General features: G+C 53.1%; 19 protein-coding genes. 13 read left to right on the plus strand and 6 right to left on the minus strand.

What is annotated here, in order from left to right; genetic code table 11:
* Positions 1 to 6 precede the first annotated feature (6 nt).
* Both btuF and mtnN read right to left on the minus strand, forming a co-directional pair.
* Complete coding sequence (btuF, locus tag CNE01S_RS04160) at positions 7 to 807, minus strand: vitamin B12 ABC transporter substrate-binding protein BtuF (RefSeq protein ID WP_061273687.1); 801 nt, start codon at positions 805 to 807, stop codon at positions 7 to 9.
* Complete coding sequence (gene mtnN, locus CNE01S_RS04165; RefSeq protein ID WP_061273753.1) at positions 800 to 1498, minus strand: 5'-methylthioadenosine/S-adenosylhomocysteine nucleosidase; 699 nt, start codon at positions 1496 to 1498, stop codon at positions 800 to 802. The genes btuF and mtnN overlap by 8 nt, the downstream gene beginning before the upstream one ends.
* A 94-nt stretch (positions 1499 to 1592) precedes the next feature.
* Here mtnN and dgt point away from each other — a divergent pair, with 94 nt between their 5' ends.
* Complete coding sequence (gene dgt / locus CNE01S_RS04170) at positions 1593 to 3107, plus strand: dGTPase (protein WP_061273690.1); 1515 nt, start codon at positions 1593 to 1595, stop codon at positions 3105 to 3107.
* 141 nt (positions 3108 to 3248) lie between these two features.
* Positions 3249 to 4691 (plus strand): serine endoprotease DegP, encoded by a 1443-nt coding sequence (gene degP / locus CNE01S_RS04175; protein WP_061273692.1) that lies wholly within the window; start codon positions 3249 to 3251, stop codon positions 4689 to 4691.
* Between the two features lie 57 nt (positions 4692 to 4748).
* On the opposite strand, the gene CNE01S_RS04180 is transcribed toward degP, so the two are convergent.
* The 4 genes from CNE01S_RS04180 to map all read right to left on the minus strand — a co-directional run bounded on the left by CNE01S_RS04180 (position 4749) and on the right by map (position 9702).
* Positions 4749 to 5138, minus strand: a complete 390-nt coding sequence (locus tag CNE01S_RS04180; protein WP_008456913.1) for a DUF3461 family protein — start codon at positions 5136 to 5138, stop codon at positions 4749 to 4751.
* A gap of 110 nt (positions 5139 to 5248) precedes the next feature.
* Positions 5249 to 6073 (minus strand): 2,3,4,5-tetrahydropyridine-2,6-dicarboxylate N-succinyltransferase, encoded by an 825-nt coding sequence (gene dapD / locus CNE01S_RS04185; RefSeq protein ID WP_016534961.1) that lies wholly within the window; start codon positions 6071 to 6073, stop codon positions 5249 to 5251.
* A 97-nt stretch (positions 6074 to 6170) separates the two neighbouring features.
* The gene (gene glnD, locus CNE01S_RS04190; protein ID WP_061273694.1) at positions 6171 to 8843 is read right to left on the minus strand and encodes a bifunctional uridylyltransferase/uridylyl-removing protein GlnD; all 2673 of its coding nucleotides are present in this window, start codon (positions 8841 to 8843) and stop codon (positions 6171 to 6173) included.
* Positions 8844 to 8907: 64 nt separating this feature from the next.
* Positions 8908 to 9702, minus strand: a complete 795-nt coding sequence (gene map / locus CNE01S_RS04195) for a type I methionyl aminopeptidase (RefSeq protein WP_061273696.1) — start codon at positions 9700 to 9702, stop codon at positions 8908 to 8910.
* Between the two features lie 313 nt (positions 9703 to 10015).
* Here map and rpsB point away from each other — a divergent pair, with 313 nt between their 5' ends.
* The 11 genes from rpsB to lpxD all read left to right on the plus strand — a co-directional run bounded on the left by rpsB (position 10016) and on the right by lpxD (position 21939).
* Positions 10016 to 10741, plus strand: a complete 726-nt coding sequence (gene rpsB, locus CNE01S_RS04200) for a 30S ribosomal protein S2 (RefSeq protein ID WP_008456923.1) — start codon at positions 10016 to 10018, stop codon at positions 10739 to 10741.
* Positions 10742 to 10876: 135 nt separating this feature from the next.
* Positions 10877 to 11728: a translation elongation factor Ts gene (gene tsf, locus CNE01S_RS04205; RefSeq protein WP_008456925.1), complete on the plus strand. Its 852-nt coding sequence runs from the start codon at positions 10877 to 10879 to the stop codon at positions 11726 to 11728.
* 147 nt (positions 11729 to 11875) lie between these two features.
* Positions 11876 to 12601: a UMP kinase gene (gene pyrH, locus CNE01S_RS04210; RefSeq protein ID WP_061273698.1), complete on the plus strand. Its 726-nt coding sequence runs from the start codon at positions 11876 to 11878 to the stop codon at positions 12599 to 12601.
* Between the two features lie 138 nt (positions 12602 to 12739).
* Complete coding sequence (frr, locus tag CNE01S_RS04215) at positions 12740 to 13297, plus strand: ribosome recycling factor (RefSeq protein ID WP_061273699.1); 558 nt, start codon at positions 12740 to 12742, stop codon at positions 13295 to 13297.
* A gap of 170 nt (positions 13298 to 13467) precedes the next feature.
* Positions 13468 to 14667 (plus strand): 1-deoxy-D-xylulose-5-phosphate reductoisomerase, encoded by a 1200-nt coding sequence (gene ispC / locus CNE01S_RS04220; protein ID WP_061273701.1) that lies wholly within the window; start codon positions 13468 to 13470, stop codon positions 14665 to 14667.
* Positions 14668 to 14853: 186 nt separating this feature from the next.
* Entirely contained in the window at positions 14854 to 15606 is a 753-nt protein-coding gene (gene ispU, locus CNE01S_RS04225) for a (2E,6E)-farnesyl-diphosphate-specific ditrans,polycis-undecaprenyl-diphosphate synthase (RefSeq protein WP_061273703.1), read from the plus strand.
* Positions 15607 to 15624: 18 nt separating this feature from the next.
* On the plus strand, positions 15625 to 16482 hold the full coding sequence (gene cdsA / locus CNE01S_RS04230) for a phosphatidate cytidylyltransferase (protein ID WP_061273705.1): 858 nt from the start codon (positions 15625 to 15627) through the stop codon (positions 16480 to 16482).
* Between the two features lie 11 nt (positions 16483 to 16493).
* Complete coding sequence (gene rseP / locus CNE01S_RS04235; protein WP_061273706.1) at positions 16494 to 17846, plus strand: sigma E protease regulator RseP; 1353 nt, start codon at positions 16494 to 16496, stop codon at positions 17844 to 17846.
* A gap of 33 nt (positions 17847 to 17879) precedes the next feature.
* Positions 17880 to 20285 carry an outer membrane protein assembly factor BamA gene (bamA, locus tag CNE01S_RS04240; RefSeq protein WP_061273708.1) on the plus strand — a complete coding sequence of 802 codons (2406 nt, stop codon included), beginning with the start codon at positions 17880 to 17882 and terminating at the stop codon, positions 20283 to 20285.
* A gap of 124 nt (positions 20286 to 20409) precedes the next feature.
* Positions 20410 to 20910 (plus strand): molecular chaperone Skp, encoded by a 501-nt coding sequence (gene skp / locus CNE01S_RS04245; RefSeq protein ID WP_061273709.1) that lies wholly within the window; start codon positions 20410 to 20412, stop codon positions 20908 to 20910.
* Positions 20911 to 20913: 3 nt separating this feature from the next.
* Positions 20914 to 21939, plus strand: a complete 1026-nt coding sequence (gene lpxD / locus CNE01S_RS04250; protein WP_061273712.1) for a UDP-3-O-(3-hydroxymyristoyl)glucosamine N-acyltransferase — start codon at positions 20914 to 20916, stop codon at positions 21937 to 21939.
* The last annotated feature ends 117 nt before the right edge of the window (positions 21940 to 22056 follow it).

Raw genomic sequence — 22056 nt, forward strand, 5'->3', positions numbered from 1 at the left:
ATGACGTTAAGCTTTCGCCAGCTCTTCACAGAGCTGTTTTGCGGCGAGGATAATACGCGGGCCTGAGCGAGTAAACCAGTCATCATTGACGGCAATAACCGGAACTTTCAACTGATTACTCCAGAACTGTTGTACCGACGGAATATTGCTCGCATCGCCAGAAATAATAATAGCCTGCGGTTTGCGCGTCAGCACCTGTTCACGGCTGACCTGTGGCCAGGGTACCCGGCTGTCGGCAAAGATATTTTGCCCGCCGCAAAGTTCAACGACTTCGTTCTGAATGGAATCTTTGCTGGTGGTAAACAGGGGCTGCTGGCTGAACTGCAGGAATACTTTTTTGCTTTGGCTATGGCCGTAGCGAGATTTTAGCTCGGCAAACTGTCGGGATAACGTGTCAGCCGCCTGGATTGCTTTTTCAGGTGTCGGACTGAACGGCGCGAGCTGGCGCAGCGCAGCCTCAACGTCAGAGACACTTTTAGGATCCAGCCAGATGACCTTGATCCCCAGCGAAACCAGTTGGTTCACCTGCCTGTCAGGATTACCGCCGCGCCAGGCCAGTACCGCATCCGGCTTCAGGGCGACGATGCGCTCGAAATTGACGCCTTGCCAGTTAGCTAACTGTTCAATCTGCTTTGCCTGAGGCGGGTAATCAGAGTAAGCGCTCACCGCAATAGGGGTAATACCGGCGGCGAAGGCCAGTTCGGTATTTGCCGGGGAGAGGGAGATGACCCGGGGCGCCGCAAACAGCAGCGCCGGGAGGCAAAGGAGCAGGGCGGTGGCCCCGCGCCAAAGGATGAGCTTAGCCACAAGCCAGGTGCTGAACCAGTTTTTCCACCATCAGAGTGGATTGCTTCGCGGCAACGGCCAGGAACTCTTCAAAGCTGAGGTGAGACTGCTGATCGGCTACGTCGGAGATGGCGCGAACCACCACAAATGGCGTATTGAAGTTATGGCAGACGTGGCCGATAGCTGTTGCTTCCATTTCTACCGCAACGGCCTGCGGGAAGTTGTGGCGAATTTTTGCCAGCGCGACGGAGCCGTTAATAAATGCATCGCCGCTGACGATCAGGCCGCGAACCGCGTGCAGATCCAGCTCTTTAATGCAGGTTTCTGCCGCGTCGATAAGCTTTTTGTCGGCAACGAAAGCCGCCGGGCAGCCCGCCATCTGGCCATACTCGTAACCGAAAGCGGTGACGTCAGCATCGTGATAGCGCACTTCGTCGGATACCACGATATCGCCTACTTTCAGCGTTGGCGCCAGGCCACCCGCTGAACCGGTGTTGATGATCACATCTGGCTTGCAGTGTTCCAGCAGCAGAGTAGCACCCATGGCCGCAGAAACTTTGCCGATGCCGGACTTCAGCAGCGCCACTTCAACGCCGTTCAGCGTCCCGGTATAAATTTCACAACCGGCGATGCTCAGAGTGTGACGGTTTTCGATTTTGTCACGCAGCAGCGTAACTTCTTCTTCCATTGCACCAATAATGCCTGCTTTCATAGAGATACTCGCTAATGTGGTGGAACATGACTCGATTTTCGGGGCATAGTCTATCATGGCAAACAGTCTCCTTATCAACGGAACAGGAGTGGGCATGAGCGAAATAGACTTCCGCAAAAAAATTAACTGGCATCGACGCTTCCGCTCGCCCGAAGGAGAGAAGAGCGAACTGGAGATCCTGCGTATCTTCGAAAGCGACCGCGGCAGGATCATTAATTCTCCCGCAATCCGCCGCCTGCAGCAGAAAACGCAGGTCTTCCCGCTTGAGCGTAATGCTGCCGTGCGTACTCGTCTTACCCATTCGCTGGAGGTGCAGCAGGTCGGGCGCTACATTGCCAAGGAGATCCTCAGCCGCCTGAAGGAGCAGAAGGCGCTGGAGAAATATGGCCTTGATGAGCTGACCGGCCCGTTTGAAAGCATAGTGGAAATGGCCTGCCTGATGCATGACATCGGTAATCCGCCGTTCGGTCATTTTGGCGAGTCGGCGATTAACGACTGGTTCCGCCAGCGTCTGCAGCCGAAAGATAGCGGCGGGCAGCCCCACAGTGACGATCGCTGCAAGGTGGACGTTTTAAGGCTGCGCGAAGGAGAAGAGGGATTAAATACTTTACGCAGCAAAGTGCGTCAGGACTTATGCCATTTTGAAGGGAATGCGCAAGGTATTCGGCTGGTACACAGCCTGTTGCGGATGAATCTGACCTGGGCGCAGGTTGGCTGTATCCTCAAGTACACCCGCCCGGCCTGGTTTGCTCAAACGCCGCCGGCCAGCCATGCTTATTTAATGAAAAAACCGGGCTTTTACCTGTCGGAAGAAGGGTATATCGCCCGCCTGCGCAAAGAGCTGGATCTTGGCGAATACAGCCGTTTCCCACTCACCTGGATAATGGAAGCGGCGGACGATATTTCTTACTGTGTGGCCGATCTGGAAGATGCCGTCGAAAAACGTATTTTCAGCGTCGAGCAGCTGTATCAGCATCTTTGCGATTCATGGGGAGAGCAGGCCAAGGGCGATCTCTTTGAGCTGGTGGTGAAAGATGCCTGGGAGAAATCCCGCACCAACCAAATGCGGCGCAGTGCGGAAGATCAGTTCTTTATGTACCTGCGTGTCAATACGCTAAACAAACTGGCGCCGTATGCCGCCCAGCGTTTTATCGACAATTTGCCTGAGATTTATTCCGGCGAGTTCAATCATGCGCTGCTGGAGGACGACAGCCCGTTTGCCCGGCTGCTGGAGCTGTATAAGCAGGTGGCCGTTCGCCAGGTCTTCAGCCATCCGGATATTGAGCAACTGGAACTGCAGGGATACCGGGTTATCAGCGGTTTACTGGATATTTACAGTCCCTTACTCGAGCTTTCAACGGAGGACTTCACGGAGCTGGTGAGTAAGGAAAGCCTGCGTCGCCTGCCTATTGAATCACGCCTTTTCCATAAACTTTCGACCAAACATAGGCTTGCCTATGTGGAAGCGGTGAACGCTTTGCATCCGGCAAGTCTTGATTTTTCCGTGTGGGAATACTATTTCCGTGCAAGGCTTATCCAGGATTACATCAGTGGAATGACCGATTTATATGCCTGGGATGAGTATCGACGCCTGATGGCGGTGGAGTGAGGTTTTCGCGAGTTTTGTAAAGATGACCAATAAATTTTTACTTTTTCCATGCACTTAAGCGCTGAACTTAGCGCGTAAACTTCACTCTGAATGGTGTACCAACACAGCAATTTTGCGTTATTTGAAAGTTGAGATGATTCCATGAAAAAAACCACGTTAGCAATGAGTGCGCTGGCTCTTAGTCTGGGTTTGGCGCTGAGTCCGATGTCTGCCTCCGCCGCTGAGACGGCCTCTTCCGCATCTGCTGCGCAGCCGCTGCCAAGCCTTGCGCCGATGCTGGAGCAGGTAATGCCTTCAGTGGTGAGTATCAACGTTGAAGGGAGCACAACGGTAAATACTCCGCGTATGGGGCGTAATTTCCAGCAATTCTTCGGTGATAACTCGCCATTCTGCCAGGACGGTTCGCCGTTCCAAAGTTCACCTTTCTGTCAGGGCGGTGGCGCCCAGGGTGGGGGTGACGGCGGCAGCCAACAGCAGAAATTTATGGCCCTGGGTTCTGGCGTCATTATTGACGCAGCGAAAGGCTATGTCGTCACCAATAACCACGTGGTGGATAACGCCAGCGTGATCAAAGTTCAATTGAGCGATGGCCGCAAGTTTGACGCCAAAGTGGTGGGTAAAGACCCGCGCTCAGATATTGCGCTTATTCAGCTGCAGGATCCTAAAAACCTGACGGCGATTAAAATTGCCGACTCCGACGCGCTGCGCGTAGGGGATTACACAGTAGCCATTGGTAACCCGTATGGCCTGGGCGAAACCGTGACCTCCGGTATCGTTTCTGCGCTGGGCCGTAGCGGCCTGAACGTTGAAAACTACGAGAACTTTATCCAGACCGATGCGGCGATTAACCGCGGTAACTCCGGAGGGGCGCTGGTTAACCTGAACGGTGAGCTTATCGGCATCAACACCGCGATTCTGGCACCGGACGGCGGCAACATCGGTATCGGCTTCGCTATTCCGAGCAACATGGTGAAAAACCTGACCGCTCAGATGGTGCAGTACGGCCAGGTTCGTCGCGGCGAGTTGGGGATTATGGGCACCGAACTCAACTCCGAGCTGGCGAAAGCGATGAAAGTCGACGCTCAGCGTGGCGCGTTTGTCAGCCAGGTCATGCCGAACTCTTCCGCGGCTAAAGCCGGGATCAAAGCAGGTGATGTGATCACCTCTCTGAACGGGAAGGCGATCAGCAGCTTTGCGGCACTGCGCGCAGAAGTTGGTTCTATGCCGGTGGGCAGCAAAATCTCTCTGGGCCTGTTGCGTGACGGCAAGCCGGTGACGGTCAGCCTGGAGCTGCAGCAAAGCACTCAGAATCAGGTTGATGCCGCCACTATCTTTACCGGTATTGAAGGCGCTGAGATGAGCAATCGAGGCGGAAAAGACCAGAAAGGTGTACAGGTCACCAGCGTGAAGCCAAATACCCCGGCAGCGCGTATTGGCCTGAAAAAAGGTGACATTATCGTCGGCGTGAACCAACAGGCGGTGAACAATATCGCCGAACTGCGTAAAGTGATGGACAGCAAACCGTCGGTGATGGCGCTGAGCATTCAGCGTGGTGATTCGCAGATTTACCTGTTGATGCAGTAATCTTCGTGTAGAGCTGAAAAGGGCCGCGTTTGCGGCCCTTTTTTATAGGTTACTGGACTACTTGTTGCGGGTCAGTTTTTCCAGATCGGATTCAATTTCGCTGATCTTGTTGGTCACAACGGACTCGAGGTGGCGCAGATCGTCGAGGATCTTACGCTTCAGATCGACTTCGGTGCGATCGCGCTGGCAAAGCTGATCGAGTTCATCGATGACATAGCGCAGGTTGGGGCTGATCTCCTGCACTTCTTTGTAGCCCTGGCCTACGCCATCGGCCACCACGGTTTTGCGCTGGCGTGGGTATTTAAACTTCACGCTTTTGGCAAAAAACTCGCCCTTATCCTTCTGGAAATAGACTTTCAGGATATCGTTGTTGGCTTCCTGCCGGAGGCTGTAACGATCGATTTCATCAGGATTGGTAATACCCAGACTTTTTAAATTATCGTACATAAGCGGTACCCTTCAATATCAATAACCATTAGAGAATTAACGGAAAATTCCTTTTCCGCTAGTGCCAGATGCAAAAAAGGCGGGATAACCCGCCTTTTGGTGCAAAAAACTTAGTCGATGGTACGCAGCAGTTCGTTGATGCCCACTTTACCGCGGGTTTTGGCATCCACTTTCTTCACGATCACCGCACAGTACAGGCTGTAAGAGCCGTCTTTAGAAGGCAGGTTGCCGGAAACGACAACGGAGCCTGCTGGTACACGGCCATAGTGGACTTCACCGGTTTCACGGTCATAGATACGTGTGCTCTGGCCGATGTAAACGCCCATGGAGATCACGGAACCTTCTTCAACGATAACGCCTTCAACCACTTCAGAACGCGCGCCGATAAAGCAGTTGTCTTCGATGATAGTTGGATTGGCCTGCAGCGGCTCCAGCACGCCACCAATACCGACACCGCCGGACAGGTGAACGTTTTTACCGATCTGCGCGCAAGAGCCTACGGTTGCCCAGGTGTCGACCATGGTACCTTCATCAACATAGGCCCCGATATTGACGTAGGAAGGCATCAGCACGGTATTGCGTGCAATGAAGGCACCCTGGCGAACTGCCGCCGGCGGCACAACGCGGAAACCTTCTTTCTGGAAACGCGCTTCGTCGTAGTCGGCGAATTTCATCGGGACTTTATCGAAATAGCGGCTTTCAGCACCTTCGATCACTTTGTTGTCGTTAATGCGGAAAGAAAGCAGCACCGCCTTCTTCAGCCACTGGTGGGTGACCCACTGACCATCAATTTTTTCAGCAACGCGCAGCGCACCGCTGTCGAGCAGGGCAATCACCTGATTTACCGCTTCGCGGGTCACGGTATCAACATTTGCCGGGGTGATCTCGGCGCGACGCTCGAAAGCGGATTCGATTACATTTTGTAGCTGCTGCATGATGAACATTTCCTGATTGTGACTTACCTTTCAACTTTTGGGCGACAATCAGCTTGACTGTCGCTCTCGGGCTAAAAAGGTAAAAAATAAAAGACCGTTATTTATCGTTTGGATTAAGGGCCGCTGTCAACCGTTGCTGCACTTCCTGCTGGAGCACATTATTAAGCGCACGCCGGTCTGCGGTCGCGATTATAAATAAATCTTCTACTCGCTCACCAATTGTCGTAATTCTTGCCCCATAGAGCGAAATGCCCAGGTCGGCGAACACTTCGCCCACCCTGGCCAAAAGGCCTGGCTGATCGAGCGCAATCAGCTCAAGGAACGTTCGCCGGTCGGTATGAGTTGGCAGGAAATTGACTTCGGTATCGACGGTAAAGTGGCGCAGTTTTGCCGACTGACGGCGTGGCTGTGGCGGCTGCCAGGTCGTCTGAGTAATTGCCTGTTCGAGACTGTGGCGAATAACATTGTGTCGGTCAATCGACAGCGGGCTGCCGTCGGGCTCGAGCACGATAAAGGTGTCCATCGCCATGCCGTCGCGGGTCGTGAAGATCTGCGCGTCGTGCACGCTGAGATTACGGCGATCCAGTTCGGCACAGACGGCGGCAAAAAGATAAGGCCTGTCCGGGCTCCAGATAAAAATCTCCGTGCCACCGCGCGTTGCCTGCGGGCTAAGCAGGATCATCGGCTGGCTGAGATCGTGCTTCAGCAAATGCCGCGCATGCCACGCAATCTGGTTTGGCGTGTGGCGAACAAAATAGTTCGCCCGGCAGCGCGCCCAGATGTGGTGCAGGGCTTCCTCATTAATGTTGTCCATCCGCAGCAGCGCAAGCGCCTGAAGCTGGTGGTGGCGAACGCGTTCGCGCATGTCCGGGCTGTTCTGCATCCCTCGGCGCAGCTGTTTCTCGGTGGCGAAGTACAGTTCACGCAGCAGGCTTTGCTTCCAGCTATTCCACAGCGTTTCGTTGGTCGCACAGATATCCGCCACCGTCAGGCAGACCAGATAGCGCAGGCGATTTTCGGTCTGAACCTCTTCGGCAAACTGTTTAATCACTTCAGGATCCTGAATATCACGGCGCTGGGCGGTGACGGACATCAACAGATGCTGGCGGACCAGCCACGCAACCAGCTGGGTTTCCCGCGAGTTCAGCCCGTGAAGCTCGGCAAACTTCAGCACGTCCTGCGCGCCCAGCACGGAATGATCGCCGCCTCGCCCTTTGGCGATATCGTGGAATAGGGCGGCGATTAAAATCAGCTCCGGGTGCGACAGGCGAGGCCAGAGATCGACGCACAGCGGATGCTTCGAGCGAGTTTCTTCTTTAGCGAAGCTTTCCAGTTTTTGCAGGACGCGGATGGTGTGTTCGTCCACCGTGTAGGCGTGGAACAGGTCGAACTGCATCTGGCCAACGATGTGCGACCACTGTGGCATATAGGCCCACAGCACGCTATGCCGGTGCATCGGCACCAGCGCACGGCTTACCGCGCCTGGGTGACGCAGCATCACGAGGAACAGCTCGCGGGCTTCCGGAATGTAGCAAAGCGGCTGGGTCAGGTGACGGCGGGCGTGGCGTAGATGGCGCAGGGTGGTTGAGTAAATGCCGGTGATGTCGCGATTACGCACCATCATGTAGAACATACGCAAGATAGCCTGCGGCTCGCGCATAAACAGGGTTTCGTCCCGCAGATCGATAAGCGTGCCGCGTAGCTGGAAGTCATCGTCCAGCGGGCGCGGTTTTTCGCTGGCGTCCAGCGCCAGAATGGCTTCGTCGAACAGCTGCAAAAGCATCTGGTTCAGCTCGCCCACGCGGCGGGTAACGCGGTAGAAATCCTTCATCATGTGCTCGACCGGCTCGTTGCCTTCGCCGCTGTAGTGCAGGCGCTGGGCTACGCTAAGCTGGCGGTCAAACAGCAGGCGGTTGTCGTAGCGGTTAACCTCGAGGTGCAGAGCAAAGCGAATGCGCCACAGCAAATGCTGACATTCATCGAGCTCTTTGCGCTCCGCTTCGGTCAGGAAGCCAAAGTCGACCATTTCCCCCATGGAGGTAGCGCCGAAGTGACGGCGGGCCACCCACTGCAGCGTGTGAATATCGCGCAGGCCGCCGGGGCTGCTTTTGATGTCGGGTTCAAGGTTGTAGCTGGTGCCGTGGTAGCGCTGGTGGCGCTCGTTTTGCTCTTCAACTTTGGCGGCAAAGAACTTTGCTGATGGCCAGAAGCCTTCGCTGAAGATATGTTTTTGGAGTTCAAGGAACAGAGCTACGTCGCCAATTAACAGGCGAGACTCGATAAGGTTAGTGGCCACCGTCAGGTCTGATAAGCCTTCCAGCAGGCATTCTTCCAGCGTACGTACGCTGTGGCCGACTTCCAGCTTCACGTCCCAAAGCAAGGTCAGCAGCTCGCCGATTTTTTGCGCCTGGGCGTCGGTCAGCCGCTTGCGGCTTAGGATCAGCAGATCGATATCCGACAGCGGGTGTAGCTCGGCGCGACCATAGCCGCCCACGGCAACCAGCGCGGCTTCCGGAACATCGGCAAAGCCGTAAGCTATCCACAGCCGCTGTAGCAGCTGATCGATAAATTCGGTGCGGGCTTCAATGAGCCGTTCAGCGGAAATGCCGCTATCGAAGGCCGTGCCCAGCCATTTCTGGAAAGTATCTAAGTGCGACTTGATATCCGCGCAATTAAGTTCGGCTTCCTGCCAACTGTTTGGATAGTCCGGCTGGCCGGCGATCTCGGGTTCGGTGGTGTTGGCAAACTGCTCTGGCAAAGCTGGACTCATAGTGCGCTACCCATAAAAAAAGCCGGCTCAGGGCCGGCTTAGATTGCTGACTGACGTCAGGGCATCATTCGTTATGCGAAATCACTGCAGGGATGGTGTCATCTTTACGCAGGGTCATAATCTCGCAGCCGTTCTCCGTCACCACAATAGTATGCTCGTATTGAGCAGACAAGCTGCGATCTTTGGTTTTCACCGTCCAGCCGTCTTTCATGGTGCGAATGCGGTAATCACCGGCGTTGACCATAGGTTCGATGGTGAAGGTCATGCCTGGCTGAAGCACTACGCCGCCGTCATCTGCGTCGTAGTGAAGAACCTGTGGTTCTTCATGGAACACGCGGCCAATGCCGTGACCGCAGTACTCGCGCACAACGGAGAAACCTTCAGCTTCAACGAACTTCTGGATAGCCGCGCCAAGGGTGCGCAGACGGATGCCCGGCTTCACCATGCGCAGAGCCAGATAAAGGCTTTCCTGGGTGATACGGCACAGGCGTTCGCCAAGAATCGTTGGGTTACCTACGATGAACATCTTTGAGGTGTCGCCGTGGTATTCGTCTTTAATAACGGTAACGTCGATGTTGACGATATCGCCGTCTTTCAGCACTTTTTCATCGTCCGGAATGCCATGGCAAACCACTTCGTTGATAGAGATACAGACGGATTTTGGGAAGCCGTGATAGCCCAGGCAAGCGGAGATAGCCTGCTGTTCATTCACGATGTAATCATTACAGATGCGATCCAGCTCGCCGGTGGTGATACCCGGTTTTACGTGGGATTCGATCATTTCCAGCACTTCGGCAGCCAGGCGGCCAGCGACGCGCATTTTTTCGATTTCTTCAGGTGTCTTAATTGAGATAGCCATATCAGATCCGCAGATGTCGATAACGTCGACATGAAATGAGCAGGGGAGTTGCTGTAATGGTATCAGGGGGGGCGTCTCCCTGCAAAATTGAGAATCATCGAGTGCGCATCACGGCAACAACTATTGGAGTCTGAGCGCCGTTTATGGTATAAAGCGCGCCGGACTTGTATTCCGATTTTTCGGGTACAGCCAAATACGCTCACTTTGTGTAAATAACACACACGTATCGACACATATTCCGGGGTGCCCTTTGGGGTCGGCAATATGGGATACGTGGAGGCATAACCCCATACTTATATAGAGGTTTTAAAACATGGCTACTGTTTCCATGCGCGACATGCTCAAGGCTGGTGTTCACTTCGGTCACCAGACCCGTTACTGGAACCCGAAAATGAAGCCTTTCATCTTCGGCGCACGTAACAAAGTTCACATCATCAACCTTGAGAAAACTGTACCAATGTTCAACGAAGCTCTGGCTGAACTGAACAAGATTTCTTCTCGCAAAGGTAAAATCCTTTTCGTTGGTACTAAACGCGCTGCAAGCGAAGCGGTGAAAGACGCTGCTAACAGCTGCGATCAGTTCTTCGTGAACCATCGCTGGTTGGGCGGCATGCTGACTAACTGGAAAACCGTTCGTCAGTCCATCAAACGTCTGAAAGACCTGGAAACTCAGGCTCAAGACGGTACTTTCGACAAGCTGACTAAGAAAGAAGCGCTGATGCGCACTCGTGAGCTGGACAAGCTGGAAAACAGCCTGGGCGGTATCAAAGACATGGGCGGCCTGCCGGACGCACTGTTTGTTATCGATGCCGATCACGAGCACATCGCTATCAAAGAAGCAAACAACCTGGGTATCCCAGTATTTGCTATCGTTGATACCAACTCTGATCCGGACGGTGTTGATTTCGTTATCCCTGGTAACGACGATGCTATCCGTGCTGTTAGCCTGTACCTGGGCGCTGTAGCTGCAACCGTTCGTGAAGGCCGTTCTCAGGATCTGGCTTCCCAGGCGGAAGAAAGCTTCGTAGAAGCAGAATAATAAGGCACGCTCGCTAGAGCCCTTATTTAACCAGGTAGTATCTCGTTTGGTTAGGGGCCTTTTTATGGCCCCTTTTTCACTTTTAAGCCCGTCTGGCCACCGTGTCGGGCAGGCCACATCTCCGAGGATTTTAGAATGGCTGAAATTACCGCATCCCTGGTAAAAGAGCTGCGTGAGCGTACTGGCGCTGGCATGATGGATTGTAAAAAAGCGCTGACCGAAGCCAACGGCGACATCGAGCTGGCAATCGAGAACATGCGTAAATCCGGTGCGATCAAAGCAGCTAAAAAAGCAGGCAACGTTGCTGCTGACGGCGTGATCATCACTAAGATCGACGGCAACTATGGCGTGATCCTGGAAGTTAACTGCCAGACCGACTTCGTTGCTAAAGACGGCGGTTTCCAGGCGTTTGCTAATAAAGTTCTGGATGCAGCAGTTGCTGGCAAAATCACCGACGTTGAAGTTCTGAAAGCGCAGTTCGAAGAAGAGCGCGTTGCACTGGTTGCTAAAATCGGTGAGAACATCAACATCCGTCGCGTTTCTTCCCTGGAAGGCGAAGTTCTGGGTTCTTACCAGCACGGCGCACGTATCGGTGTTCTGGTTGCGGCTAAAGGCGCTGATGAAGAGCTGGTTAAACAGCTGGCAATGCACATCGCTGCAAGCAAGCCTGAGTTCGTTAAGCCTGAAGACGTTTCTGCAGAAGTTGTAGAGAAAGAATACCAGGTTCAGCTGGACATCGCGATGCAGTCCGGTAAACCAAAAGAAATCGCAGAGAAAATGGTTGAAGGCCGCATGAAGAAATTCACCGGTGAAGTTTCTCTGACTGGTCAGCCGTTCGTGATGGACCCAAGCAAAACTGTTGCTCAGCTGCTGAAAGAGCATAACGCTGACGTGACTAACTTCATCCGCTTCGAAGTGGGTGAAGGTATCGAGAAAGTTGAGACTGACTTTGCAGCAGAAGTTGCTGCTATGTCCAAGCAGTCTTAATGGTTTAAAAGGAACCGCCAACCGGCGGTTCCTTTTTATCCAGCTTTACAGTTTCAGAGCGCTCCGTTAGGCGAGCGGGCTGAAATGCGACAGAATGTCGCCAGAATTAACCATCCCCCATTCGTTGACTGTTCTCAGGAAAGAAACATGGCTACCAATGCAAAACCCGTCTACAAACGTATTCTGCTCAAACTGAGCGGCGAAGCTCTGCAAGGCACAGAAGGCTTTGGTATTGACGCGAGTATTCTGGACCGTATGGCTCAGGAAATTAAAGAGCTGGTGGAACTTGGCATTCAGGTCGGGGTGGTAATCGGCGGTGGCAACTTATTCCGTGGTGCAGGTCTGGCAAAAGCCGGCATGAACCGCGTCGTGGGCGACCACATGGGCATGCTGGCTACCGTCATGAACGGCCTGGCGATGCGTGATGCGCTCCACCGCGCCTATGTGAACGCCCGCCTGATGTCTGCTATTCCATTGAATGGCGTTTGTGATAACTACAGCTGGGCAGAAGCGATCAGCCTGCTGCGCGCTAACCGCGTAGTTATCCTGTCTGCCGGTACCGGTAACCCGTTCTTTACCACTGACTCTGCGGCCTGCCTGCGCGGAATCGAAATCGAAGCAGACGTGGTACTGAAAGCCACTAAAGTGGATGGCGTGTTTACCGCCGATCCGGCAAAAGATCCTGCTGCTACCATGTACGATCAGCTGACCTACACTGAAGTTCTTGATAAAGAACTGAAAGTTATGGATCTTGCCGCGTTCACCCTTGCTCGCGACCACAAATTGCCGATCCGCGTGTTCAACATGAACAAGCCGGGTGCGCTGCGTCGTGTGGTAATGGGTGAGAAAGAAGGCACTTTAATTACTGAATAATTTCAGTTGCCCGGTAATCAGGGTAAGATTTGGCTTTATCTACAGCCAGGAATAAACAGGGCTATACTTAGCCTGCAGCGTCTCAGCTGCAGAGAATAAGCGTGGTCTGCCTTAAACCAGTTTTCAAGGATTCGTAACGTGATTAGCGATATCAGAAAAGATGCTGAAGTGCGTATGGATAAATGCGTCGAAGCGTTTAAAAACCAAATCAGCAAAATCCGTACCGGCCGCGCTTCTCCAAGCCTGCTGGACGGCATTGTCGTAGAATACTACGGCACACCAACGCCGCTGCGCCAGCTGGCCAGCGTCACCGTTGAAGATACCCGTACCCTGAAGATCAACGTCTTCGATCGTTCTATGGGCCCGGCGGTAGAGAAAGCGATCATGGCTTCTGACCTTGGTCTGAACCCAAGCTCTGCGGGTACCGATATCCGCGTTCCACTGCCACCGCTGACCGAAGAGCGTCGTAAAGATCTGATCAAAATCGTACGTGGCGAAGCCGAAGGCGCACGCGTAGCGGTACGTAACGTTCGCCGCGACGCTAACGACAAAGTTAAAGCGCTGCTAAAAGATAAAGAGATCAGCGAAGATGATGACCGTCGTTCCCAGGATGACGTGCAGAAACTGACTGATGCAGCCATCAAGAAAGTGGATGCGGCTCTGTCTGAAAAAGAAACTGAGCTGATGCAGTTCTAATCCACATTTTTTGTGGAAAATTCGCCGCCCAGTAAGCCTTCGCGTACCGCGAAGCGTTTACGGGCGGCGTTTTGCTTTATAAAAACGTCAAGTAAAGGCGTAGACAATGGGCGTCCCGCGCCGCAAACTATTGCGTCATTAATCCTTCATTTTACGACCCCGAGTACCTCATGAAGCAGCTCACTATTCTTGGTTCCACCGGCTCTATTGGCGTCAGTACGCTAAGCGTCGTTCGTCATAATCCTGAAAAATTTGCCGTTACGGCTCTGGTTGCGGGCAGCAATGTCGGGAAAATGGTGGAGCAGTGCCTGGCGTTCTCGCCGAAGTATGCGGTCATGGCCAGTGAGTCTGCGGCGGCGGAAGTCCGTCGTGCTCTGAAAGAGCAGGGCAGTAAAACGGAGGTAATGGCAGGTGAGCAGGCGGCTTGCGAGGTCGCTACGCTTGGCGAAGTGGATCAGGTAATGGCCGCTATCGTGGGCGTGGCAGGGCTGTCGTCAACGCTTGCCGCTATATCTGCTGGTAAACAGGTTCTGCTGGCGAACAAGGAATCCCTGATTACCTGCGGGCGGTTGTTTATGGAGGCTGTGACACGCAGTAAGGCACAATTGCTGCCTATCGATAGCGAACATAACGCTATTTTTCAGAGTATGCCGGAAACAATCCAGCGTAACCTGGGATACGCTAGCCTCGAAGATAATGGCGTATCGTCTATTATCCTTACCGGATCGGGTGGCCCGTTCCGGGAAACGGCTTATGCAGACCTGGCGGCGATGACACCGGATCAGGCTTGCAGCCACCCGAACTGGTCGATGGGGCGAAAAATTTCCGTCGACTCCGCCACCATGATGAACAAAGGTCTCGAATACATTGAAGCCCGCTGGCTGTTCAATGCTTCAGCCGCACAAATGGAAGTGCTGATTCACCCTCAGTCGGTCATTCATTCTATGGTTCGTTACCGCGATGGCAGCGTGCTGGCCCAGCTTGGGGCGCCCGACATGCGCACGCCTATTGCCCATGCGATGGCTTATCCTGCACGCGTAGAATCTGGTGTTGCGCCGCTCGATTTCTGCAAAATCGGTTCGCTTACCTTCATGGAACCAGACTTTGAGCGCTATCCATGCCTTAAGTTAGCTATTGATGCGAGCGCGCAAGGACAGGCGGCGACAACCGCGCTAAATGCCGCGAACGAAGTGGTCGTAGAGGCGTTCCTGCATCAGCAAGTCAGATTTACCGATATCGCCGTGCTAAACCGCAGCGTGCTGGAGCAGATGAACTTAGCTGAACCACAAAGTGTGGATGAGGTGCTTAGTGTGGATGCTGTTGCTCGTGAAATCGCCAGGAAACAAGTGATACACCTCGCAAGCCGGTGATAATTCATCCGGCTGAAGTGCCGCCATTTGTTCGCTTTGTGCTTCAGTGATATAGTCTGCGCCACTTAATCGCCAGATGTGACTGAGCGTTAAGTGGAAAGCCGTGTCACAACACGGCTTTTTTATGCACCAGGCTTCAATATTCCTGAGTACCGCTTAATTTTTTTCAGGGAATCATTACGCGTTATGTTGTCTGCTAATCAACAATTAAGCGAATCCTTAACCACGCATGGCGCTCGCCATGTTGCCATCATTATGGATGGCAATGGCCGTTGGGCTAAGCGTCAGGGAAAAATGAGGGTTTTCGGTCATAAAGCTGGGGCAAAATCGGTACGCCGCGCTGTGACTTTCGCAGCGAACAACGGTATCGATGCGCTGACGCTTTACGCTTTTAGCAGCGAGAACTGGAATCGCCCCGCTCAGGAAGTGACCGCATTGATGGAGCTGTTCGTCTGGGCATTAGACAGTGAGGTAAAAAGCCTGCACCGTCATAATGTCCGCTTACGCATCATCGGTGATACCAGCCGATTTAACCTCCGCCTGCAGGAAAGAATCAAAAAAGCGGAAGCATTAACCAGTGAGAATACTGGGCTGACGCTCAATATCGCTGCGAATTATGGCGGGCGTTGGGATATCATTCAGGGAGTGCGGCAGCTTGCGTCGCAGGTGCAGGAAGGCTCATTGCGCCCGGATCAGATAGATGAAGACCTGCTCGGTCAGCAGATCTGCATGCATGAACTGGCTCCCGTAGATTTAGTAATTAGGACAGGGGGAGAACATCGCATCAGTAATTTCCTCATCTGGCAAATTGCCTATGCGGAACTTTATTTTACCGATGTTCTTTGGCCTGATTTCGATGAACAAGACTTTGAAGGTGCGCTAAATGCTTTTGCAAACCGAGAGCGTCGTTTTGGTGGCACAGCACCTGGTGGTGAATAAGCCTGTTGGGGGTCACTTTTGCTGAAGTATCGCCTGATTTCCGCGTTTATTATGATTCCCGTTGTAATCGCGGCGCTGTTTTGGCTTCCGCCAGTAGGATTTGCGATTGCTACGCTGGTGATTTGTATGCTGGCAGCATGGGAGTGGGGGCAACTCGCTGGTTTCGTTGCGCGTTCACAGCGTGTCTGGCTGGCGGTACTTTGTGGGCTGTTGCTCGCCGTCATGCTGATTTCGTTGCCAGAGTACCGGCATTCGGTGCATTTGCCGATAATCGAATTCTCACTTTGGACATCGCTAGTGTGGTGGGTAGCGGCGCTGCTGTTGGTTCTATTTTACCCGGCGTCTGCGGCGCTGTGGCGTAATTCCAAACCGCTTCGTCTGGTCTTTGGCCTGCTGACCATTATTCCCTTCTTCTGGGGCATGGTAGCGCTACGCAGCTGGCATTATGATATCAACCACTACAGTGGCTCAGTCTGGCTGCTCTATGTGATGTTCCTGGTGTGGGGCGCGGATTCCGGCGCTTATGTCTTCGGGAAAATGTTCGGTAAGCATAAACTTGCGCCAAAGGTCTCGCCTGGTAAGACTTGGCAAGGGTTTATCGGTGGCCTTGCGACTTCTGCGGTCATCTCGTTGCTGTTCGGCATGTGGGCGAACTTGAACGTGGCCCCGGTTGTTCTGCTAACCTGTTCCATTGTTGCCGCGCTGGCTTCCGTTTTGGGGGATTTGACCGAAAGTATGTTCAAGCGCGAAGCGGGTATTAAAGATAGTGGTCACCTTATCCCGGGACATGGTGGTATTCTTGACCGTATTGACAGCCTGACAGCGGCGGTGCCGGTGTTTGCCTGTCTGCTGCTTCTGGTATTCAGGACGATTTAACGGAAGGTTTTATGTTGAGCATACTCTGGAATTTGGCTGCGTTTATCGTTGCACTGGGTGTTTTGATTACCGTGCACGAGTTCGGCCATTTTTGGGTTGCTCGACGCTGTGGCGTTCGAGTGGAACGCTTCTCCATTGGGTTTGGTAAGGCGCTTTGGCGTCGTACCGACCGCCAGGGAACCGAATTTGTTATCGCGCTGATCCCACTGGGTGGCTACGTTAAAATGCTGGATGAACGCGTTGAGCCGGTTCTACCGGAAATGCGTCATGCTGCGTTTAATAACAAAACGGTTTCACAGCGAGCGGCTATCATCGCCGCTGGCCCCGTCGCTAACTTCATCTTCGCTATCTTTGCCTATTGGCTGGTGTTTATCATTGGCATCCCCAGCCTGCGCCCGGTGATCGGTGAAATAACCCCCAACTCTATCGCTGCCGAAGCACAAATTAGCGCCGGTATGGAACTAAAAGCGATAGATGGCATCGAAACGCCTGATTGGGATGCTGTACGTTTAGCTTTAATCGGTAAGATTGGCGATGCGAGCGCGAGAGTTTCTTATGCGCCGTTTGGGACGAATCAAACGCGTGATGTAACCCTTGATCTAAGCCATTGGCAGTTTGAGCCTGATAAGCAGGATCCGGTCGTATCACTTGGATTCAGGCCTCGTGGTCCGCAGATTGAAAACGTGCTGGATGAAGTCCAGCCGCAGTCCGCAGCCAATAAGGCAGGTTTGCAAGCCGGGGACAGGATCGTTAAAGTCAACGGTCAGCCGCTTCTTCAATGGAGTGAGTTTGTTAACCTGGTGCGTGACAATCCAGGACAACCGCTGGCCGTAGAGATTGAAAGGCAGGGGAGTCCCTTGTCTTTGACGCTGATACCGGATACAAAACCGGGTAAGGCGAAGGCAGAAGGGTTTGCAGGGGTGGTACCTAAAATTATCCCGCTGCCTGATGAGTACAAAACAGTGCGTCAGTATGGGCCGTTTACCGCTGTAGCAGAAGCCACGGATAAAACCTGGCAACTGATGAAGCTGACGGTCAACATGCTGGGGAAATTAATAACCGGTGATGTAAAACTGAACAACCTCAGTGGGCCAATCTCCATAGCTCAAGGGGCAGGTATGTCGGCGGAATATGGGTTGATTTACTTCCTGATGTTCCTGGCGCTTATCAGCGTCAACTTAGGAATTATTAACCTGTTTCCACTCCCCGTCCTGGACGGCGGGCACCTGCTCTTTTTGGCGGTTGAGAAACTGAAAGGCACTCCGGTTTCCGAGCGAGTTCAGGACTTCAGTTATCGCATTGGCTCTATTTTGCTGGTGCTATTAATGGGGCTTGCACTTTTCAATGATTTCTCTCGTTTATAGAGAGAATTAGGTTAGGAAGAACGCATAACAACGATGGCGATGAAAAAGCTCCTCATAGCGTCGCTGCTGTTTAGCAGCGCCACCGTATACGGTGCAGACGGGTTCGTGGTGAAAGACATTCATTTCGAAGGCCTGCAGCGAGTCGCCGTCGGTGCGGCCCTCCTCAGTATGCCAGTGCGCGTAGGCGACACTGTCTCTGACGAGGATATCAGTAATACAATCCGCTCACTGTTTGCCACCGGCAACTTTGAAGATGTGCGGGTTCTGCGTGACGGCAATACGTTACTGGTGCAGGTCAAAGAGCGCCCGACGATTGCCAGCATCACCTTCTCCGGCAACAAGTCGGTGAAAGATGACATGCTCAAGCAGAACCTTGAAGCCTCCGGCGTGCGTGTGGGGGAATCTCTCGATCGTACAACCCTGGGCGACATCGAGAAAGGGCTGGAAGATTTCTACTACAGCGTCGGTAAATACAGCGCCAGCGTTAAAGCTGTCGTCACGCCGCTGCCGCGTAACCGTGTTGACCTGAAACTGGTGTTCCAGGAAGGCGTTTCCGCAAAAATCCAGCAGATCAACATCGTCGGTAACCATGCGTTTACCACGGATGAGCTGATCTCTCGTTTCCAGCTGCGCGATGAAGTGCCGTGGTGGAACGTCGTCGGCGATCGCAAATACCAGAAGCAAAAGCTCGCGGGTGACCTTGAAACCCTGCGCAGCTACTATCTGGATCGCGGCTATGCGCGTTTCAATATTGATTCCACGCAGGTCAGCCTGACGCCGGACAAGAAAAGCATTTATGTGACCATCAACATCACCGAAGGCGAGCAGTACAAGATCGCCGGCGTGGATGTGAAAGGCAATCTGGCCGGGCATTCAGCAGAAATTGAAAGCCTGACCAAAATGAAGCCGGGTGAGCTGTATAACGGCACCAAAGTCACCAAAATGGAAGACGACATTAAGAAACTGCTGGGCCGTTATGGCTATGCGTATCCGCGCGTACAGACTCAGCCAGAAATTAATGACGCCGACAAAACCGTGAAGCTACATGTTAACGTTGACTCCGGTAACCGTTACTACGTGCGTAAGATCCGCTTCGAAGGTAATGACACCAGTAAAGATTCCGTTCTGCGTCGTGAAATGCGTCAGATGGAAGGGGCGTGGCTGGGCAGCAACCTCGTTGATGCCGGTAAAGAACGTCTGAACCGCTTGGGTTACTTCGAGACTGTCGATGTGGACACTCAGCGCGTATCCGGCAGCCCGGATCAGGTTGACGTTGTCTATAAAGTTAAAGAGCGTAACACCGGTAGCTTCAACTTCGGCGTTGGTTACGGTACTGAAAGCGGTGTGAGCTTCCAGGTTGGCGTTCAGCAGGATAACTGGCTGGGTACGGGTTACTCGGTTGGTATCAGTGGAACCAAAAACGACTACCAGACCTACGCGGAACTGTCAGCGACCGATCCGTACTTTACGGTCGATGGCGTTAGCCTCGGCGGTCGTATCTTCTACAACGACTTTAAAGCTGATGACGCGGACCTGTCTGACTACACCAACAAAAGCTATGGCGTAGATACTACGCTGGGCTTCCCGGTGAACGAATACAACACGCTGCGCCTCGGTGTCGGTTATGTGCACAACGACCTGTCGAATATGCAACCGCAGATAGCGATGTGGCGTTACCTGGATTCTGTGGGCCAGCACCCGAATATGAACGCCAGTGACAACAGTTTCTCGGCGGATGACTTCACTCTGAACTATGGTTGGACATACAACAACCTCGACCGCGGTTATTTCCCAACGGACGGTTCTCGCGTCAACCTGAATGGTAAAGTCACCATTCCGGGTTCTGATAACGAGTTCTACAAAGTGACGGTAGATACGGCGAGCTACTTCCCGATCAATGACGATCACACGTGGGTTGTTCTGGGTCGTACTCGTTGGGGTTACGGTGATGGTCTCGGCGGTAAAGAACTGCCGTTCTACGAGAACTTCTATGCCGGTGGTTCCAGCACAGTGCGTGGTTTCCAGTCAAACAACATTGGTCCAAAAGCCGCTTATTACGGCCCGAACCAGCGTAACTGTGGAACAGGTAGTGTGTGTAACTCTAACGATGCGGTGGGCGGTAACGCCATGGGTGTAGCCAGCCTTGAGCTGATTACCCCGACGCCGTTCCTGAGTGAGAAGTACTCAAACTCTGTTCGTACTTCCCTGTTTGTCGATGCAGGTACCGTTTGGGATACCAAATGGGAGAACACCGACGCGACCAGGGCGGCAGGTATACCTGATTACAGCACGCCAAGTAACATCCGTATGTCTGCAGGTATTGCACTGCAGTGGATGTCGCCTTTGGGGCTGCTGGTCTTCTCTTATGCTCAGCCGTATAAGAAATATGATGGAGACAAGGCAGAACAGTTCCAGTTTAACATTGGTAAAACCTGGTAATTTGTTCTGCGCGACGGAACGCAACAGCAGTGAGGCGTAGCACCTGTTAACCGTGTAGTCAGTTAGCCGGTGCTCGCAAAAAAACAGTGTCTTCGGACGCCTATGGGATGGTAAGGAGTTTATAGTGAAAAAGTGGTTAGTTGCCGCAGGTCTCGGGATTGCTATGGTTGCTTCAGCCGGCGCTCAGGCTGCCTCCAGCATCGCAGTAGTTAACATGGGTAACCTCTTCCAACAGGTTGCACAAAACACCGGTGTTTCTAAAACCCTGGAAAATGAGTTCAAAGGCCGCGCCGGCGAACTGCAGGGAATGGAAAACGATCTGCAATCCAAAATGCAGCGCCTGCAGCGCGATGGTTCAACCATGAAAGCTTCAGATCGCAGCAAAATGGAAAAAGACGTTATGGCCCAGCGCCAGTCATTCTCCGAAAAAGCACAGGCTTTTGAGCAGGATCGTAACCGTCGTTCCAACGAAGAGCGCAGCAAACTGGTCACTCGTATCCAGGCCGCTGTGAAGAAAGTTGCAGACGATAAAGGTTATGATGTTGTTCTGGATGCAAACACCGTTGCTTACGCAGGTAACGACGTTAAAGACATCACTGCAGACGTACTGAAACAGGTTAAATAAGTAATGTCTTCAATTCGACTGGCTGAATTAGCCCAGCAGTTGGATGCAGAATTGCACGGTGATGGCGATATCGTCATCACCGGCGTCGCATCTATGCAAACTGCCCAGTCTGGCCACATTACGTTCATGGTTAATCCTCGCTATCGTGAACAGCTGGCTGTCTGCCAGGCTTCTGCCGTCGTGATGACCGAAGCCGACCTTCCATACGCTAAGAGCGCAGCACTGGTAGTGAAGAATCCCTACCTGACCTATGCTCGTATGGCTCAAATTCTTGATACTACGCCCCAGCCTGCCAGCGACATTGCGCCAAGCGCAGTTATCGATGCGACGGCGAGGCTTGGCCAAAATGTTTCTGTCGGCGCAAATGCCGTTATCGAATCTGGCGTTGAACTGGGTGATAACGTGGTGATTGGCGCTGGCTGCTTCGTAGGCAAAAACACCAAAATTGGCGCAGGTAGCCGTTTATGGGCAAATGTCTCCATCTATCACAACATCGAAATCGGTGCCCATTGTCTGATTCAGTCCAGCACGGTGATAGGTTCAGACGGTTTTGGCTATGCTAACGATCGCGGCAACTGGGTGAAGATTCCTCAGCTCGGCCGGGTGATTATTGGCGACCGGGTTGAAATTGGCGCCTGTACGACCATCGATCGCGGTGCGCTAGATGACACGATCATCGGCAATGGTGTTATCATTGATAACCAGTGCCAGATTGCACATAACGTTGTGATTGGCGACAATACTGCGGTTGCGGGTGGCGTTATCATGGCAGGCAGCCTGAAAATTGGCCGTTACTGCATGATTGGTGGTGCCAGCGTAATCAACGGCCATATGGAAATCTGTGACAAGGTGACCGTGACCGGAATGGGAATGGTGATGCGTCCGATCACTGAACCAGGAGTTTATTCCTCAGGTATCCCGCTCCAGCCGAACAAAGCGTGGCGTAAAACCGCTGCCCTGGTGATGAACATCGATGAGATGAGCAAACGCTTAAAAGCCATCGAACGTAAGGTCAATCAACAAGACTGATCGTCGCCTGCTCCCTGCGCTGCCGTGTTTCCGGCCATTAGGGCTGGAGCGTGAGCCGCGCTTTTTGATTTGCGGCCTGCTGGCATTCTTTGATTGCCGCAGGCCGTGTTATTATTG

This window comes from Cedecea neteri NBRC 105707 = ATCC 33855 (genome assembly GCF_001571265.1).
Lineage (GTDB): Bacteria > Pseudomonadota > Gammaproteobacteria > Enterobacterales > Enterobacteriaceae > Cedecea > Cedecea neteri.

Bases quoted from the DNA above. Each gene is read 5' to 3' on its own strand.
- pyrH (WP_061273698.1), top strand. From the start codon at position 11,876: ATGGCTACCAATGCAAAACCCGTCTACAAACGTATTCTGCTCAAACTG.
- rpsB (WP_008456923.1), top strand. From the start codon at position 10,016: ATGGCTACTGTTTCCATGCGCGACATGCTCAAGGCTGGTGTTCACTTC.
- tsf (WP_008456925.1), top strand. From the start codon at position 10,877: ATGGCTGAAATTACCGCATCCCTGGTAAAAGAGCTGCGTGAGCGTACT.
- map (WP_061273696.1), bottom strand. From the start codon at position 9,702: ATGGCTATCTCAATTAAGACACCTGAAGAAATCGAAAAAATGCGCGTC.
- bamA (WP_061273708.1), top strand. From the start codon at position 17,880: ATGGCGATGAAAAAGCTCCTCATAGCGTCGCTGCTGTTTAGCAGCGCC.
- degP (WP_061273692.1), top strand. From the start codon at position 3,249: ATGAAAAAAACCACGTTAGCAATGAGTGCGCTGGCTCTTAGTCTGGGT.
- ispC (WP_061273701.1), top strand. From the start codon at position 13,468: ATGAAGCAGCTCACTATTCTTGGTTCCACCGGCTCTATTGGCGTCAGT.
- lpxD (WP_061273712.1), top strand. From the start codon at position 20,914: ATGTCTTCAATTCGACTGGCTGAATTAGCCCAGCAGTTGGATGCAGAA.
- mtnN (WP_061273753.1), bottom strand. From the start codon at position 1,498: ATGAAAGCAGGCATTATTGGTGCAATGGAAGAAGAAGTTACGCTGCTG.
- glnD (WP_061273694.1), bottom strand. From the start codon at position 8,843: ATGAGTCCAGCTTTGCCAGAGCAGTTTGCCAACACCACCGAACCCGAG.
- dapD (WP_016534961.1), bottom strand. From the start codon at position 6,073: ATGCAGCAGCTACAAAATGTAATCGAATCCGCTTTCGAGCGTCGCGCC.
- dgt (WP_061273690.1), top strand. From the start codon at position 1,593: ATGAGCGAAATAGACTTCCGCAAAAAAATTAACTGGCATCGACGCTTC.
- CNE01S_RS04180 (WP_008456913.1), bottom strand. From the start codon at position 5,138: ATGTACGATAATTTAAAAAGTCTGGGTATTACCAATCCTGATGAAATC.
- ispU (WP_061273703.1), top strand. From the start codon at position 14,854: ATGTTGTCTGCTAATCAACAATTAAGCGAATCCTTAACCACGCATGGC.
- rseP (WP_061273706.1), top strand. From the start codon at position 16,494: ATGTTGAGCATACTCTGGAATTTGGCTGCGTTTATCGTTGCACTGGGT.